The sequence below is a fragment of the Streptomyces sp. NBC_01320 genome, from assembly GCF_035974375.1.
Lineage (GTDB): Bacteria > Actinomycetota > Actinomycetes > Streptomycetales > Streptomycetaceae > Streptomyces > Streptomyces yanii.
Genome location: NZ_CP108390.1, coordinates 11,108,125 through 11,123,715 on the forward strand (window position 1 = coordinate 11,108,125; position 15,591 = coordinate 11,123,715).

The 15,591-nt window shown below is 67.1% G+C and carries 16 protein-coding genes and 3 pseudogenes; 10 read left to right on the forward strand and 9 right to left on the reverse strand.

Annotation, left to right across the window (positions count from 1 at the left end):
* Window positions 1-66: 66 nt before the first annotated feature.
* Window positions 67-681 carry a hypothetical protein gene (locus OG395_RS50950; protein ID WP_327248976.1) on the forward strand — a complete coding sequence of 205 codons (615 nt, stop codon included), beginning with the start codon at window positions 67-69 and terminating at the stop codon, window positions 679-681.
* A gap of 153 nt (window positions 682-834) precedes the next feature.
* Here OG395_RS50950 and OG395_RS50955 read toward each other — a convergent pair whose 3' ends face one another.
* Window positions 835-2,301, reverse strand: coding sequence for a hypothetical protein (locus tag OG395_RS50955; RefSeq protein ID WP_327248977.1), 1,467 nt, complete (start codon window positions 2,299-2,301; stop codon window positions 835-837).
* Between the two features lie 3 nt (window positions 2,302-2,304).
* Window positions 2,305-2,748, reverse strand: a complete 444-nt coding sequence (locus OG395_RS50960) for a helix-turn-helix domain-containing protein (protein ID WP_327248978.1) — start codon at window positions 2,746-2,748, stop codon at window positions 2,305-2,307.
* A gap of 51 nt (window positions 2,749-2,799) precedes the next feature.
* On the opposite strand from OG395_RS50960, the gene OG395_RS50965 reads away from it, so the two are divergent.
* Window positions 2,800-3,168 (forward strand): VOC family protein, encoded by a 369-nt coding sequence (locus OG395_RS50965; protein ID WP_327248979.1) that lies wholly within the window; start codon window positions 2,800-2,802, stop codon window positions 3,166-3,168.
* A 211-nt stretch (window positions 3,169-3,379) separates the two neighbouring features.
* On the opposite strand, the gene OG395_RS50970 is transcribed toward OG395_RS50965, so the two are convergent.
* Window positions 3,380-3,928 (reverse strand): GNAT family N-acetyltransferase, encoded by a 549-nt coding sequence (locus OG395_RS50970; protein WP_327248980.1) that lies wholly within the window; start codon window positions 3,926-3,928, stop codon window positions 3,380-3,382.
* Between the two features lie 10 nt (window positions 3,929-3,938).
* On the opposite strand from OG395_RS50970, the gene OG395_RS50975 reads away from it, so the two are divergent.
* The gene (locus tag OG395_RS50975; RefSeq protein ID WP_327248981.1) at window positions 3,939-4,634 is read left to right on the forward strand and encodes a tyrosine-type recombinase/integrase; all 696 of its coding nucleotides are present in this window, start codon (window positions 3,939-3,941) and stop codon (window positions 4,632-4,634) included.
* Window positions 4,631-5,083 (forward strand): DUF6262 family protein, encoded by a 453-nt coding sequence (locus tag OG395_RS50980; RefSeq protein ID WP_327248982.1) that lies wholly within the window; start codon window positions 4,631-4,633, stop codon window positions 5,081-5,083. Before OG395_RS50975 ends, OG395_RS50980 begins: the two co-directional genes overlap by 4 nt.
* A gap of 23 nt (window positions 5,084-5,106) precedes the next feature.
* On the opposite strand, the gene OG395_RS50985 is transcribed toward OG395_RS50980, so the two are convergent.
* A complete protein-coding gene (locus tag OG395_RS50985) occupies window positions 5,107-5,592 on the reverse strand; it encodes a hypothetical protein (RefSeq protein ID WP_327248983.1) in 486 nt (161 codons plus the stop codon).
* A 165-nt stretch (window positions 5,593-5,757) separates the two neighbouring features.
* Between OG395_RS50985 and istB the strand changes: the two are divergent.
* Window positions 5,758-6,300, forward strand: a pseudogene (gene istB, locus OG395_RS50990) (IS21-like element helper ATPase IstB); the annotation flags it as partial.
* 67 nt (window positions 6,301-6,367) lie between these two features.
* Here istB and OG395_RS50995 read toward each other — a convergent pair.
* The 4 genes and pseudogenes from OG395_RS50995 to OG395_RS51010 all read right to left on the reverse strand — a co-directional run.
* Window positions 6,368-6,916 (reverse strand): GNAT family N-acetyltransferase, encoded by a 549-nt coding sequence (locus tag OG395_RS50995; RefSeq protein ID WP_327248984.1) that lies wholly within the window; start codon window positions 6,914-6,916, stop codon window positions 6,368-6,370.
* Between the two features lie 496 nt (window positions 6,917-7,412).
* Window positions 7,413-8,468 (reverse strand): tartrate dehydrogenase, encoded by a 1,056-nt coding sequence (locus OG395_RS51000; protein WP_327248985.1) that lies wholly within the window; start codon window positions 8,466-8,468, stop codon window positions 7,413-7,415.
* A gap of 72 nt (window positions 8,469-8,540) precedes the next feature.
* Window positions 8,541-9,425 (reverse strand): LysR family transcriptional regulator, encoded by an 885-nt coding sequence (locus OG395_RS51005; RefSeq protein ID WP_327248986.1) that lies wholly within the window; start codon window positions 9,423-9,425, stop codon window positions 8,541-8,543.
* A gap of 72 nt (window positions 9,426-9,497) precedes the next feature.
* Window positions 9,498-9,870: pseudogene (locus tag OG395_RS51010) on the reverse strand (ISL3 family transposase); the annotation flags it as partial.
* A gap of 602 nt (window positions 9,871-10,472) precedes the next feature.
* Here OG395_RS51010 and OG395_RS51015 point away from each other — a divergent pair.
* The 4 genes and pseudogenes from OG395_RS51015 to OG395_RS51030 all read left to right on the forward strand — a co-directional run bounded on the left by OG395_RS51015 (window position 10,473) and on the right by OG395_RS51030 (window position 13,891).
* Window positions 10,473-11,558, forward strand: a complete 1,086-nt coding sequence (locus OG395_RS51015) for a PP2C family protein-serine/threonine phosphatase (protein ID WP_327248988.1) — start codon at window positions 10,473-10,475, stop codon at window positions 11,556-11,558.
* 213 nt (window positions 11,559-11,771) lie between these two features.
* Window positions 11,772-12,269: pseudogene (locus tag OG395_RS51020) on the forward strand (IS5/IS1182 family transposase); the annotation flags it as partial.
* Window positions 12,270-12,396: 127 nt separating this feature from the next.
* Window positions 12,397-12,918: an ATP-binding protein gene (locus tag OG395_RS51025; protein ID WP_327248989.1), complete on the forward strand. Its 522-nt coding sequence runs from the start codon at window positions 12,397-12,399 to the stop codon at window positions 12,916-12,918.
* Window positions 12,919-13,150: 232 nt separating this feature from the next.
* Complete coding sequence (locus OG395_RS51030; RefSeq protein WP_327248990.1) at window positions 13,151-13,891, forward strand: hypothetical protein; 741 nt, start codon at window positions 13,151-13,153, stop codon at window positions 13,889-13,891.
* A gap of 151 nt (window positions 13,892-14,042) precedes the next feature.
* Here OG395_RS51030 and OG395_RS51035 read toward each other — a convergent pair whose 3' ends face one another.
* Window positions 14,043-14,453 carry an organic hydroperoxide resistance protein gene (locus OG395_RS51035; protein ID WP_327248991.1) on the reverse strand — a complete coding sequence of 137 codons (411 nt, stop codon included), beginning with the start codon at window positions 14,451-14,453 and terminating at the stop codon, window positions 14,043-14,045.
* 142 nt (window positions 14,454-14,595) lie between these two features.
* Between OG395_RS51035 and OG395_RS51040 the strand changes: the two genes are divergently transcribed.
* Window positions 14,596-15,510, forward strand: a complete 915-nt coding sequence (locus OG395_RS51040) for an AraC family transcriptional regulator (protein WP_327248992.1) — start codon at window positions 14,596-14,598, stop codon at window positions 15,508-15,510.
* Window positions 15,511-15,591 lie beyond the last annotated feature (81 nt).

Below are 15,591 nucleotides of genomic sequence, written 5' to 3' on the forward strand. Positions count from 1 at the left end.
AGCCTGCCGGTCGGCGATTGGCATGATGGGCGACGGCAAGTGCTCAGATTCTCTAGAGGAGCGACTATGGCGTTCGAGACCGAAGCCGGATTCGGAGGCGCCGAACGGGACGAGTGGTTCTATGCGCCGGCTGTCGGCGTCGGACCGCTTCGCTTCGGTATGACCGTCGACGAAGTGGTCGAGGCGGCTGAGGCACTCGGCCAGACGAAGGTCAGCGATTGTGCACGGGACCACGCGATCTTCTCGCCAACTTGGAAGGTCGAAGTCCACCGTCGCGGGGTCGCTCCTTCTCCGCCTGCCGTCACTGCCTATGTGAGTGAAGCTGTGGGGCTGTTCTGTATCGCTGCCAACGCCGTGCAGGGTCCCCAGGTCGCGTATGACGGGCTCCCGCTGGTCGGGAGAGACATGGCGGAGCTGGAGAGCGACGCAATCGCGTATGCCGAGGCGATGGACGTGCACTTTCGCTACATGCCCGAGGGCTACGCAGGACCGGATGATCCCGGGGTCGTCATGCGCGGGCAACTGGTTGGGAAGGTCCTCCGATCGCGTCCGTTGTTCATGGTGACCCGCGACGGCGCGAATACTGAATGGGACTCGTTGCCCTCCGAGGAGTACCACGTCAACGGCCGCCCTCCGAGGAGTACCACGCCAACGGACAGTCCATGGCCCGACATGGTGTGACCCATGACGAGAGGATAAGGAGATACGCTCGGATAACGCTGCCCCGCCGGTCGAGGACGGGTTCGGGCGCCCGCTAATGCACGAAGTCGAGTTCCTTGATCACATCCGTTGCTGCGGTTCGTGGAGACGGGCGCTAATGGCGGCCTGTAGCGATCACTGGCTGTGGTCACCCGGGGCATACCGGCTCCAGGTTCCGCCAGCTTCGGTGACCAGGCGGGTGGCGGTCTTGTCGTGATAGCCGAGTGCTTTCGCGATGACGGGGGCCGGGGCCTGGAGGACGAGTTGGCGAATGGCGGAGGTCTTTCCGCGCTGAGGTGGGAACCCGATCTCACGCAGGTGGACTTGGAGGCTGACCGGGTTCATGGGATGTCCGGGCTGACGGCCGGGGAAGAGCCACTGTGAGCTCCTGCTGCTGGCGTAGGGCAGGTATTGCCGGGACTGGAGGTAGGCCCGCATCAGGGCGGCGACGGGCTGCGGCAGTGGGGACGGCGGGTCTCCCAGCCGGACGGTGACCGTGGTCTCGTCGTCGGTGACGCCATCGATGGTGAGACGGACGATGCGGCTGACGGGCCGCGCGTAGAGGAGAACGAGCGCGGCGGCGACCCGGGCCCGCGGGGGCAAGGAGTCGTCGTTGAGGACCCGGCGGAGGATCGCGAGCCGGTGGTTCTGGTGCAGCGGTTCCGAGTCCTGGGTGATGACCGCGGGCGGCAGTGTGAGGCGGGGCATCTGGCCGGTCTTCATGCACCACCGCAGGAATGACTGGGACGGGCGGCGGGTGGCCAGGCTCTCGGTGTGCCAGGCGTCGATATCGGCCTGCTGGCACTGTCCAATCGCCCTTCCTCGGCCGGCGAGCCATGCGAGGAAGGCACCGGCCTGGGTGACTTCCTGCTTGGTGTGGTTGGTCTGGGAGCGTCCCAGCGGTCCCTTCTCCGCCTTGGTCCGCAGGCGCCGTATCTGGTGCCAGGTGGCGAAGTGCCGGAGAAGCTGACGGTGTTCGGGGTCTTCGATGGTGGCGAGCCGTTCGTTCAGCCAGCGCTGGTAGAGCAGGAGCTGCCGGTCGACTCGCGGGAGGACACCGCTGTCCATCAGCAGGTCACGCAGGTGAGTGACGGTTCGCCAGGGGGCCTCCTGGTGCAGCCCGTCATGAGAGAGCGGGATACTGCCCGTGGCCAAGCCCTGGAGAAGTTGGACGACGTTGGGGTTGCGCAGCCAGATGAGTCGGCTTTTGGGCCGGTCCATCTCCAGCAGGGTCTTGGCCAGCAGCAGTAGCTGCGGGGCGACACGTCCACTGCCGTCGTCGAGGAGGCGGGCGACCGTGTCGGCGAGGGTGCAGTGTTCGCAGAGACGTCCGCCAAGCAGCAGCCCCTCGAAGCCGCAGCGATCGCAGAAGAAGTCGCGGACGATGCCCGCACAGTCGCGGCAGATCGGTGCGCCGTCGGTGTCCCGTCCGGGCAGTAGCCGGTCGGTGTCGCAGCAGGGGCAGCGGCCACGGACTCGCATCGCGCGGTCGTAGCAGGTTCGGCAGATCGGACCGTCCGACCACTCGGCGGACTTCGAGGCGCGACGGCCGCAGCGTGCGCAGTCGCGGATCATCCACCGCTCGTACTCCTCGGGCGTCACCGCTCACCCCTCGGGCATCAGCCGAACCCGTGTGGGTCGGCGAGCGGCCAGGTTGATCGGCGCCTCTTCGCCGGCGGCGCGGCGGGTCGGGAGGTTCTGGGCCGAGGTGGCGATCAGGTCGGTGGGCGTGCAGTCGAGGATGTCGCAGAGGGTGGCCAGCACCGGCAGGGATAGTCGTTCCGGGGTGCCGGAGACCAGACGGTGGACCTGGGAGGCGGACAGCGTGATGCCGCGTTCGGTCAGGTGCGGCATCAGTTCGGCGACGGTGAACATGCCGCGGGCGGCCATCAGCTCGCGCAGGCGCCACCGGTAGCTGATCTGGCGTGGCGTCAGGAGGTCCTTCCCGGCCGCAGAGCGGTCTCGATGGTGGTGTCGGCGTACACGTGAACGCGCATAGCCGCGTACGGATGAACGTGCAGAGTTCTTGATGTGCTGAGTGCCGGGCAACCGGCTCTAAAGTGGCATCAAGAGTGTCCACCGAGCGGCCCGGAGATTCCAATGCCTGTGCAGATGAAGCTGATCGCGGTCAACCTCGACTGCCCCGATCCGTTGGCGCTGGCGTCTTTCTATCAGCAGGCCACCGGCCTCGAACCCCACCCGAAATCGGACGCCGACTTCGCCGGCCTCAACGGAGACGATGGACTCTTCATCGGCTTCCAACGTGTCGACGACTACCAAGCTCCGAGCTGGCCGGACCAAACCGTTCCTCAGCAACTACACGTCTGCTTCAAGGTCGAGGACCTAGACGAGGCGGAGGCCCAGCTGCTGGAACTGGGCGCCAAGAAGCCGGAGCAGCAACCCAACAAGGACAAATGGCGGGTTCTCATGGACCCAGCGGGACATCCGTTCTGCCTCGTCACATCTTGACTGGCTCGGCCCAGACACCACCTCTCGAAGGAGCGACCACGCCCACAATGAGGAATGGATTGCTCTGCACGTTCATCCGTACCTGACTCTGCACATAGGCATGTACTCCGACAGGTGGCGTCCAGGACGCGACGCAGGGAGCGGGTGCGGAAGTCGGAGGAGACGCATAATGGTGGAGTCGGGTATTGGAACTCTCGGAATACCCCCGCACTCAGAGGGGATCGAGGAGCATCAAGACCTCGTCCCGGGTGTCGTCGGGCGCGAGGCGGAGGGCCCCGGGCCAGCGACCGACTTCACGCCATCCGAGTCGGCTGTAGAAGTCCTCCAGCCCCTCTTCTCCCCGGGCAGCGAGATGGAGCTGTTCGAGCCCCAGCTCGCCGCGGGCAATCTTCCGCAGCTCACGCATGAGGGCGGAGCCGACGCCGCGTCCGCGGAATTCGGGGTGGGTCTGAAGGTGGCTGACCGTGCCCCCGTGCCCGACGAGCCGGTAGGGATCACGGTTGAGGACGACCCATCCGGCAAGAACGTCGTCGAATCTGGCGGTGACGAGTCGGCTGTGTTGCGGGTGGAGACGTCCGAGGAGCTTGTCCGTGACTGGCACGACGTCGTTGTCTTGGACGGGTGGGAAGGGGAATCCTGCGGCGCCGCCCGAGTTGGTGACCGCGATCCAGCAGTCGATCAGCTGGCGTCGGAGTTCGGGAGTGACCTCGTGAGCGTCGGTGATCTGGGCGAGGTCGGGCATGCTTTCGTGCGTTGTCATGAGAAGCAGCATGTCAGCGGCGTCTGACATCGGGATGGGTCAGGCTTTCCTGCGCGACTCACGCGGCGAGTTCCTCCTCTACTCACGAAGCCACCGGCTCCGCCACACGAAGGCGACCACGCTCATCAACGCCGGTGCCCCCATCCACGTCGTCCAGCGCTACCTCGGCCACCTCTCCCCGGAGATGACGATGCGATACGCGGCGACCCTGGCGAGCACTGCCGAGCGAGAGTTCCTTGCCCTGGCCAAGGTCGGGCGCGACGGGAGAGAGATCGGCATGGACCGCCGCGACATGCTCGACCTCGTGCAGCTCGACCGCCGCACCGACCGCATCCTGCCCAACGGCTACTGCCTGCTGCCGCCCACCCGGTCCTGCGACAAGGGAAGCGCCTGCCACGGCTGCGACCACTTCGCCACCGACCGCACCTTCCTGCCGGACATCCAGCGTCAACTCGCCGAGACCCAATATCTGGTCGCCACCCGGCAGGCCCGCCACACCGAGCGCTACGGCGAGCCAATGGCCGGGGCCAACGTCTGGCTGGAACAGCGCAACGCGGAGATCCGCAGCATGAAGCTGGAGATCGTTGCCCTCGAAGCCCAGCCGACCGACAGCACCGCCGTCGTCCGCGGCGCCGGCGTGCTCGGCCGCACCGGCTACCAGGACGCCACCGACTCCTCGGACAGCAACGGGGCAACACGCTCATGAACAAACGGCCGAACGAAACGGCCCCGCAAACCGTGCCCCCTGCTGACCGGCGGATCGCCGCCCTGCGGCAGGCCGCCCAGGACAAACACCAGCAGGCCGTCCAACGAGCGGAGGCGGGCATCCGAAAGCTGATCAAGGAGGGCGAGCAGATCAACTTCCGGGCCGTCGCCCGCGCAGCGGGCGTCAGCCTGGACTTCCTCTATGCCCATACCGACCTGCGCAAACGTATTGAGACCTTGCGCGGCCAGCAACGAGCCGAGGACCGGCCTCCCCCGCAGGCGCCCTCAGCCGACGACGGCACAGTGATTCATACCCTTACCGAAGCCCTCCGCCGTGAGCGCGCCACCCACCGCGAGCGCGTGCAAGGGCTCGAACAACGACTGGCCGCGGCACACGGCGAGATCCTGCGCTTGCAACGCGTGATCCAGTCACATGGCCCGAGGCCGTGACGGCACTCGCCTGGCTGCAGAGCTTACGATCCAGAGCGCAATCCCAGAGCACTGTGCTCCACCACACCCGAGGGAAGATCACTCTTTCCCGAAGCCCGTGCAGTCAGCTCCACGAGTCCGGCCCGGAGGTCGGCGGCTGGCTCACCGAGGACGATCGCGCTGATGACCAGCTCCATCATCAGACGGTCGTACTCGTCGCCCGTGCTCCGATAGCGCTCCCCATCGGCCTCCACCACGGCAGAGGCGATCCTCATCCCACCACCAGTCGCGGGGGCAAAAGACGCCTCATAGATGCCCCGACCGGTCCAACTCCGGTGCATGAAAAGGACGTTACCTTCGGCGAAGACGTTCCACTTCTCATCCATGTCCCGGGCTCGATATCCACGCTGGATGCGGTTCCAGTCCTCGTCAGTCCAGACACGATCCGGCAACTGAGACACCGGCCTGGGCGCGCTAATCGGATGGAGGCGCCGGAACGACTCTCGGGTGAGTGGGGCATCGGCAGTCATGACGTGATCCTACGGATGCCCCACTCCAACAGGACAGCGGATTACCTCCACGCACAAGCACCCTGGGCAAAGGGTGAACCTCAGCCGCCTTCCCGACGCGTCCGGAACGTCCTGAACAGCGACTTTGGCAGGCTCCTTCACCGCTACCCCAGATAACCGCAGGCCTTCGACTTCGACGCCAAACCCAACATCGACGCCGCCACCATCCACACCCTCGCCAGCTGCGAATGGATCAAGAAGAGCCAGCCACTCTGCCTGATCGGCGACTCCGGCACCGGCAAGTCCCACATGCTCATCGCCCTGGGCACCGAAGCAGCCATGAAGGGCTACCGCGTCCGCTACACGCTCGCCACGAAGCTGGTGAACGAGCTGGTCGAGGCCGCCGACGAGAAGCAGCTCAACAAGACCATCGCCCGCTACGGCCGCGTCGATCTCCTCTGCATCGACGAACTCGGCTACATGGAACTCGACCGCCACGGCGCCGAACTCCTCTTCCAGGTCTTGACCGAACGCGAGGAAAAGAACAGCGTCGCCATCGCCTCCAACGAGTCCTTCGGCGGCTGGACCAAGACCTTCACCGACCCCCGCCTCTGCGCAGCCATCGTTGATCGCCTCACCTTCAACGGCACGATCATCGAGACCGGCACCGACTCCTACCGCCTCGCCAGCACCCGGGCACGCGCCGAGGAGCCCGCCAAGGCCGGCTGAGCTGGCGTCCGCGTCTCACCCATCGCGCTGGTCCTGTCGGCCTGAACAGCGGGCAGGCCCAGCGACATCACTGCTCGCCGTTCAGCAGCGAATACATGAACATGTCCCGCCGGTCGGCCCCCACCTGCTGCCAGCCCCGCAGCAGCCCCTCACGTTGGAACCCCGCGCGCTCGGCAGTGCGCACGGAACCCGTGTTCCACGGCTCGACATACAGCTCAAGCCGAGGAATCCGCAATTTGCGCAAGGCCCAGTCGGCGACGGCGCCGACCGAGGCCACGGCCGCCCCCTGCCCCCGCGCCGACTCAACGACCCAGTAGCCCAACGATGCCCGGCCCTGCCCCAGGTCCTTCAGCCACAGCCCCACGTTCCCGACCGGCTGACCATCAGCGCTCACGATGACAAACGGATACCCAGTCCTCGCGGCCGCCCGACCCCACTGCCGCTCGACGAACGCGACAGCTGCCGACTCTGAATAGGGCGAGGGCACCGTCGTGATCAACGGGATGTAATCGTCCTCGGACGCTTCGCGGACAAGCTGAAGATCCGAAAGGCGCCACGGCCGAAGACTGAACTCCGCACCAGCAGCGAGTTCGGGCACGTCAAGTGGTTGCTCCATCCGCCCATCCTGCCGTGACAGGGGACCGGCCGCACACAGGTATTCGGGCCCGTTCCGCGCTCTGCTTCCCCGCTGGATCGACGAGCCGCGCTGGTCCCAGTGACGTCATTTCTCGTGAACATCCGCGAGCCCGCCGACCGCCAATCGCTGTTGAAACTCGTCGACAAATGCTGTCGCTGAACGTGAACGAAGCCAGCCCGCGACTCCAGCGACATCCAACCCCACCCTCGATCGACGAACGACACGATCGTGACAGCCCAGACAGCCCATCATCACCGGCTTACGGATTTCCCAACGGAGTCCTTCAGGTGGGGGAGGAGTCACGGCGTTTCTCCTCATTGAGGAACGGGCGCAGCCGGGACACAGGCGCGGGGGCGGGGCGGCGGGGGAGGAACGCGGCGCGGAAGCAGACAAAAGGGGTGCCCAGCGAAAGGGCGGGAGGGTGGGCCGGGACGGCATCGTCTGTGCCGTCCCGGCCCACGGCACATAGTTCAGCTCACAGGAGTTCGAGGAGCTTTTCGGTGAACTCGGCAGTGCTGGCGGTGCCGCCCAGATCTGGAGTCCGGACGTCTGTTTTCGCCAGAACCGCCGCGATGGCATCGGTGACGTCCTTGCCAGCCTCGGGGTGGTCGAGGTGATCGAGCGTCATGGCGGCCGACCAGACCGCGCCCAGGGGGTTGGCGATGCCCCGTCCGGCGATGTCGGGTGCGGATCCGTGCACCGGTTCGAACATCGAGGGAAACTCGCGTTCGGGGTTCAGATTTGCGGCCGGTGCGATGCCGATGGAGCCGGCCACAGCAGCCGCCAGGTCACTGAGGATGTCACCGAAGAGGTTGGAACCGACCACCACGTCGAAGCGGGCGGGGTCGAGGACGAACTTGGCGGCCAGCGCGTCGATGTGCTCCTGATCCCAGGTCACAGTGGGGTGGGCGGCGGCGCGCTCGGCGACCAGCTCGTCCCAGAACGGCATCGTGTGCACGATGCCGTTCGACTTGGTGGCCGACGTGACCTTGCCGCCCCGCTGAGCGGACAGGTCGAAGGCATAGTCCAGGACGCGGGTTACCCCGGCCCGGGTGAACACGGCCTCTTGTACCGCCATTTCTTCTGGGAAGCCGCGGTTCAGACGTCCGCCGATCTCGCTGTACTCACCCTCGACGTTCTCCCGGACGACGACGAAGTCGACCTCTCCGGCCACTGCACCACGCACCGGGCTGTCGATGCCCTCGAAGACGCGGATCGGGCGCAGGTTGACGTACTGACGGAAGCTGCGGCGGATCGGGATCAGCAGCCCCCACAGGGAGACATGGTCGGGCACCCCCGGGTAGCCGACAGCGCCGAGCAGGATGGCGTCCTTGTCACGAAGCTGGTCCAGGCCGTCCTTGGGCATCATCGCGCCGTCGCGCAGGTAGCGCTCGCAGGACCAGTCGTACGCGGTGTAGGTGAAGCCGAATCCGTGGCGACGGCCGATGGCATCGAGGACCTGCTGGGCCGGGGGCAGCACCTCGGCGCCGATGCCATCACCGGGGATCAAGGCAATGCGGTGGTTCGTCATGCGTCGATTGCAGCAACGCAGCGGTCACGGCGTCCAAGACGCAATTCCAATCTGGCTTATAAGCTGCACTTATCAAGAGTCTCTCGCGGGCAGGACGGTACTCAGGAAGGCTTCGGCGGCGGGTGACAGTCCGGTGCGGCGACTGATCAGTCCGACGCTGAGGGTGCTCTTGGGCTCGATGTCCAGCACCTGCGCTCCGGCACGCTCGGCCAGGGCTCGCCAGGAGTCCGTCACCACGGCCAGCCCCACCCCCGCCAGGACCAGCGGCAGGATGGCCACTCGGTGCTCGGTCTCGGCGGCGATGGCGAACGTTATCCCGCGCTCGACCAGACCGTCAACGTAAGCCCGCATGCCCGTTCCCCGCTGTCCGACGATCAGCCGCTGCCCCGCCAGCTCCTGGCAATCCACGCACTGCCGTCCGGCGAACGGCCCGTCGGGCGGCGCCACGAGAACGAAGCGCTGCTCGCCGACGAGGTGGGAAGCCACTTCCTTGTCCGGCAGCGGCCCGGCGGCGGCCAGCAGCCCCAGCTCGACGGCGCCGGTGCGTACCATGTCGATGACGTCCTGGCGGGTGAAGGCCGCCTTGATGGCTACCGTCACCCCCGGCCAGCGGCTGCTGAAGGCCCGGATCATCGACGTCAGCGGCTCCACCGCCTGCGACGGCATCGCCGCCACGTCGAGCCGGCCCTCGCGCAGCTCATGTACGGCGGCGACGCTGGCACGGGCCGTCTCCAGACTCCGGACGGCGGCGCGGGCGGGCTCGATCAGCGCTTCACCGGCCTCGGTGAGTACCGCCCGGCGGCCGATCCGGTGGAAAAGAGCGCTGCCCAGGTCCCGCTCCAGCGACTGGACCGTCTGGGACAGCGCGGGCTGTGAGACGTACAGGGCCGACGCCGCCCGGGTGAACCCGCCCTGATCCACAATGGCGAGGAAGTGCTCCAGCTGCCGGATGTCCATGGCGCTATCTTCCCCCTCGCCGAAGCCGGGGAGTCCGGCGCCTCAGCCTGGACGTCCCCGCGCCGTCAGCAAGACTTGGACCGTCTGCGGAGCTCCGGCCGCGGCACCCTCGACGAAGAACGGCGCGGTCCCGGCAGACGACCTCGACGCCGAGCCGCTCGGGGAGCCAGGCGGCCAGGCTCGACGCTTCCCGGTCCGGGAGCAGGTCGATCGGGCGGCAGGTCCCGATGTCGACCAGGACGGTGCCGTAGTGGCACCCCTTGCGGGTGGCGCACTCGTCGACGCCGACCACCCGCGGTGCCGGCACCTCCGGCTCGGGCAGATCATCGACCGGGCGCAACACCGTGCTCCGGCTCACGGACATGTCGAGGACAGCAGCCAGCCGGGCACCGGCCCGTCCGGCCAGGGCATGACCGCCGGTCGGCCCTCTCGCCCATTCGGTCCTGACAGCAATCACGGGGAATCAGTCACAGTGTCATCGCAGTCCGCCGCGAGCTTCTCCAACGCCGTCCGCTTCTTGTCGTCTGCAGTCGGCTTCCAACACAGCTTGGTGGCGACCCAGTCGGCACCGTAGGTGTACTGAGCGGACTCGGCCGGCGGCAGCCACCCGCGATCCGGCAGTCGCCGACCATGCCCAGCGTGCCGAAGCACCGCCTCTCCCCGGGCGAGGAGACTCCGTCCTTCGGAAACCGGTGTCGTTCACCACTCACACCTGCGGACGCACCACCGCCACCGCCCGGAGGGCCGACCTCGCACAAAGGTTCTGACATGCCATTGGCTGGAGCAATGGCCGGCCCGAAGCGCCGCGGCGCGGCAAGATGGACGCCCTGACCACCTCATGTGCCAGGAGTCCCGCGTGTACAGGCTGTATGAGTGGAGCCGCCAGGAGCGCCGTCCGCGTACAAGCCACACGGTAGCTTCGTCCTCCGACCGGGCAGCGTCCGTGTTCGCGCCGCTCACTTCGCGCCGGAGTGAGCAGTGAGGCGGCCGGGTCGCCTCGGGGCGGCGAGCGGCTCGGCAGCGCGGCCTGGCGATGGGGGCCCGCAGGTGCCGGCCGCGCCCGCATGGATGCGCTGGCTGCCCGCCTTCTACATCGCGGGCATCCTGGTGCTCGAACCCATTACGCCCGTGCAGTGGCCGGTGAGCTTCCTGCTCATCGCCCTCCCCGTGATTGCCGCCTTCGCCCACGGCCCCGCTACAGTCGCTGCCCTCACTGTGTTCGCGATCGCCTTCGAAGCGGTCCTGGCCGGCACCCCGTGCTGCGCGGGCCGCCCGGTGGCATACGTGTGGGAACGCCATTACGTGGCTGCCTACCTGTGCACAGCTCTGGTCGGCGTCCTTGGAACAATTCTGGCTGCCCACCGCATCCGCCGGGAACGCACTCTCGCCACCGTGCGTTCCGTGGCCGAGATCGCGCAGCGTGTCCTGCTCAGCCCGGTCCCTCACCGCATCGGCCCCATTCTGGTGGAAGACCTCTACCTATCCGCCGCCGCGGAAGCACGCATCGGCGGTGACCTGTATGAGGCCGTCCCCACTACCTACGGACTCCGCCTTGTCATCGGCGACGTCCGCGGCAAGGGACTCCCTGCCGTGGAGACTGCCGCCACCCTCCTCGGCGCCTTTCGCGAGGCTGCCCACGACGAACCCGACCTCGTCGCCGTTGCCCGCCGGGTGGAGGTCAGCATGAACCGCAGGGCCGCCCACCTAGCCGGAAACGACATGGGAGAGCGCTTCGTCACTGCCGTCTTCGCGGAGATTCCCCGCCGCCACGTGGTCCGCATCGTCAACTGCGGCCACCCGCCGCCCCTCCTCATCCGCCCTGACGGAGTCACTGAGCTGGAGACGGCCGACCCCGCACCGCCGCTCAACCTCGGCATGCTTCTCTCGGAGGCCTACCACGTCGACGAATACCCCTTCCGCCCCGGCGACCAGTTGCTGCTCTACACAGACGGCGTCACCGAAGCACGCGACGCCACCGGGACCTTCTACCCCCTCCGCCAGCGTGTCCTCTCCTGGGGCCCCCTCCAGCCCCGGGAACTCCTCGATTGTCTCCATCACGACCTCCTCATCTACAGCAACAACCGCCTCCACGACGACACCGCGGCCCTCGCCGTCTACCATCTGCCCGATTAGGGTGCGTTTCAGAAGTGGATCTTGATGTGTCAAGATCCATTTCGTGGGAAGGCGTGATCTGACGAATGCGCAGTGGGCGAAGCTGGAGCCGCTGCTCCCGGTCGGGAAGAAGCCTGAGCGGCCGCCGGTGCACACCCGGGATGAGAATCAGAACGGGCACGCGTCCACGTGATCACGGGCGTTCTCTACGCTCGGTGATCACGAAGGACGGCCGTGCCCGCACTGCCGTCTTGCCTGCTGGAATCCCTCTGGAACCAGTTCGTGGCGCTCCCGCCTGCTCGGGAGGAGTTCGCTGCGGGCCACCCGCTTGGCTGCCACCGCCGCCGTGTCCCCGACCGGACGGTGTTCGAGCATGTGGTGCTCGCCTTGGTCCACGGCTCGGGCTACGAACGGGTCTCCAGCCCCGGATGTTCTGACCGGACCATCCGTCGCCGTGTCAAAGAGTGGGCGGAGCAGGGGATATCCGAAGTGGTGCACGTTCTCGCTCTGGAAGCGTACGACTGGATGATCGGCCTGGAACTGTCCGAGATATCCGTGGACGGTTGCATCACCAAGGCCCCCTGTGGTGGCCAGAGAGCGGGCCGGTCCCCGGTGGACCGCGGGAAGCAGGGCCTGAAACGCTCGGTCGCCACTGATGCCCGCGGCGTTCCGCACAGCCTGGTCGCGGCGGGAGCCAACCGCCACGACTCGCCCCTGCTCGGACCGACCCTCGGCACGCTCTTAGCCACTCGCAGTGCTACTTGACCACAAAGGCACCCTGGGTGATTTGTCCGTGTGATTCGAGAGGGATTCTGCTGTGCCTGTTCCCGCGGGCCGCACGGCGCTAGCATCGGGGCCCATGATCGTATGGATCAATGGCACCCACGGCGCAGGCAAGACGACGACCAGTGCACTCGTGCAGCAGCTGATCCCGGATTCACGGGTGTTCGACGCCGAGAAGGTCGGCGAGACACTCATGGACATCACGCCGGGGCTGCCCTGGACGGGCAACTTCCAGCACTGGCCGCCGTGGCGGCCGCTCGTCGTCGAGACCGCCCGCCGCGTACTCGACTACACCGGCGGCACTCTGGTGATGCCCATGACTGTCCTGGTCGAGCAGTACTGGCGCGAGATCAGCACGGGCCTCGCCCAACATGCCATCCCGGTACGACACTTCGTCCTCCACGCTGACCAAGACACCCTCCGCGGGCGCATCGAGGGGGACACTCTTATGGGCCCCTCCCCATTCCGTCTCGAATACCTCGAGCCCTACGCCGAGGCAGCCCGCACCTGGCTACACGGCGAGGCCGAGGTCGTCGACACCACGCACCTCACGCCCGCCCAGGCCGCCCTACAGATCGCAGAGGCCGTCAAGAGTTGAGGTCGCCCGCCACCCGAAAACAGCCGCAGGTGGCAACAAGGGACCACTTTCCGCCAAGCAGAGCGCGCGACTCTTGCGGATCGTCGAGCTGCGCAGCCTGCCCGGGCTGGGGTAATCCTGCCAACAACAGACGCGACCTCGCACCTCCGCGATGACGCCGAGGCCGCAGTGGCCAACTATCTATGAGCAAAGTGGCCAACTGTCTTTGAATGCGGGCCGTTCACCAGAGTTCTTGTCACCGTTCGCGGCCTTCTACCCATCGGCCGAGCAGTTCTACGAGGGCCCGGCCAAGTGCTGGATCACGCACCTTCACCAGCTGGAGGTGGTGCTGTTCCACCGCGGCCAGGTCTCCGTTCAGCCGCGCAAGCTGATGCCGTCGTGGAAACCGCCTCTGGCACTGCCGCCCCGGATGCAGGCCGTCGCGGAGAAGTGGCTCGCGGCCCGCAGGCTGACTGGCGCGCCTTCGACGGTGGAGAAGCTGGAGCTCGCGGTGCGGGTCTTCGGGCAGTGGCTCGGTGAACAAGATCCCGGCATCACGACCCTCGCCGACGTCACGCGCCGGCACTGCCTTGACTGGATCGGCCACATCGCCGAGGCGCCGGCCCCGACCACGGGTAAACCGCTGGGCGCTATGTCGCGGATCCAGCGGATCTCCGGGCTGTTGCAGTTCTTCCGGGACACCGCGCTCTGGCAGTACGACGATGTGCCCGGCCACACCCTCATCGGCGCCGGTGACGCCCCGAAGTACCCGCAGAAGGTGCCGCGGTTCATCCCCGAGCAGGACCTCGACCGGCTGATGCCCGCCATCGACGCGATCGCCTGCCCATTCCAGCGGGCCGCACTGCTGGTCGCCCGCTGGTCCGGAGCCCGCCGCACCGAGATCCAGCGCCTTCCGCTGGCCTGCCTGGACCGCTACCCCGACGGCACCGCGCGGCTCCTGTCGGCGTACAGGCAAACGTGCACCGTCAGGTAGGCCCGAACGTACACAGGGGTCTCGGTGCGAAATGAGCTGGTCTCAAGACCATCAGGCGTTGCCCCGTGCCGTGGGGCAACCGGGTAAGACGACGCCATCTGGATCGCGGACTCTGACGGTTGCGGTCCAGATGGCGTTCAGCGGGCGGTGGTTACTCGGCGAGCAACTCGACCGGGATGTTGCCGCGCGTGGCGTTGGAGTACGGGCAAACCTGGTGGGTGGCCTCGATGAGCTCGCGACCGACTTCCCGGGGCAGGCTGTTCGGTAGCTTCGTCCGCAGGCTGACTTCGAGCTGGAAGCCTCCCTGCCCGTTGGGGACGAGGCCGACTTCGGCGGTGACCGACATGCCCGAGACGTCGATCTTCTTCTTCTGCGCCACCAGCTGCATGGAGGTGGCGAAGCAGGCCGCATAGCCCGCCGCGAAGAGCTGCTCGGGGTTGGTGCCGTCGCCGGTGCCGCCCAACTCCTTCTGGAGGGCCAGCTCGACGTCCAACTTGCCGTCCGAACTGAAGGCGCGGCCGTCGCGGCCGATCGCGGTCGCGACGGCGGTGTACAGACTCATGTCCTGCCCTTCTGGTAGACCGATCGGTCAATCTGTTTGGCGCACTCAGGGTATGGAGGTCAGGAGCCGCTCCCCATGGCTCACCGTCTCCGTTTCATGTCTGATCGTCTTGTGCATAGCGGCCTCGCGATACGATCTGGCGATGGACGTGCTCAGCGATGCGATCGGCGTCATGCGTACGGGGCGCCCGCATTCCAGTGAAATCCGCAAGCACGCTCCCTGGGGAGTGCGGGCCGAGCCGTTCTCCGGGGCCGGCTTCCATGTCGTGCTGGAAGGGACATGCTGGCTGGTCCCGCCGGCGGGCGCCGCGATCGCCCTGAGCGTGGGCGATGTGGTGTGCCTTCCGCACGGCTGCGGGCACGTTCTGGCCGACAGCCCGTCGACGTCCCTGACGGGCGCACCCTCGGCCTCCCTGCGGGAGATAGCGCCGAGCGCCGACGACGGCGAGGAAGCCACGACGGTCCTGCTGTGCGGCGCATACACGCTCGACCAGACCCGGCCACATCCACTGTTCGAGGAACTGCCCGAGGTCATCCACCTTCCGGCACGTCTCGGCCACCGCACGCCGCTACATGCTGCCGTCAACCTGCTCGGCGACGAGATTGCCAACCCCGACCACGGAACCGAAGCGGTCGTGTCGGCCCTGCTGGACATCATGCTGCTGTACATCCTGCGGGCCTGGCTCGAGGAGCAAACCGATGACGGCCCGGCCACCGGGTGGGCCGCGACGCTGCACGATCCGGCGATCACCGCAGCGCTGCGCCATATCCACCAGGAACCCGCCGGGCAGTGGACGGTCGAAGCGCTGGGCGCGAAAGCTGGACTATCGCGCGCGGCCTTCTCCCGCCGGTTCACCTCGCTGGTCGGCAAACCGCCGCTGGGCTACCTGACCTGGTGGCGGATGACCCTGGCGGCGCGACTGCTGCGCGACAGCGACAAGCCGGTACAGACCGTCGCGCAGCGCACCGGATACACCTCCGAATTCGCCTTCGCCAAAGCGTTCAAACGAGAGTACGGCTTGGCCCCCGGTCGGTACCGCCAGCAGTCGCGGAGGTAGTCCGGTCAGCACGCCGTGACGACGACGGCCTCCTGTTGGATGCCATCCTGATCTGCCGCTGATCGCTCGAAGCCCGTAATC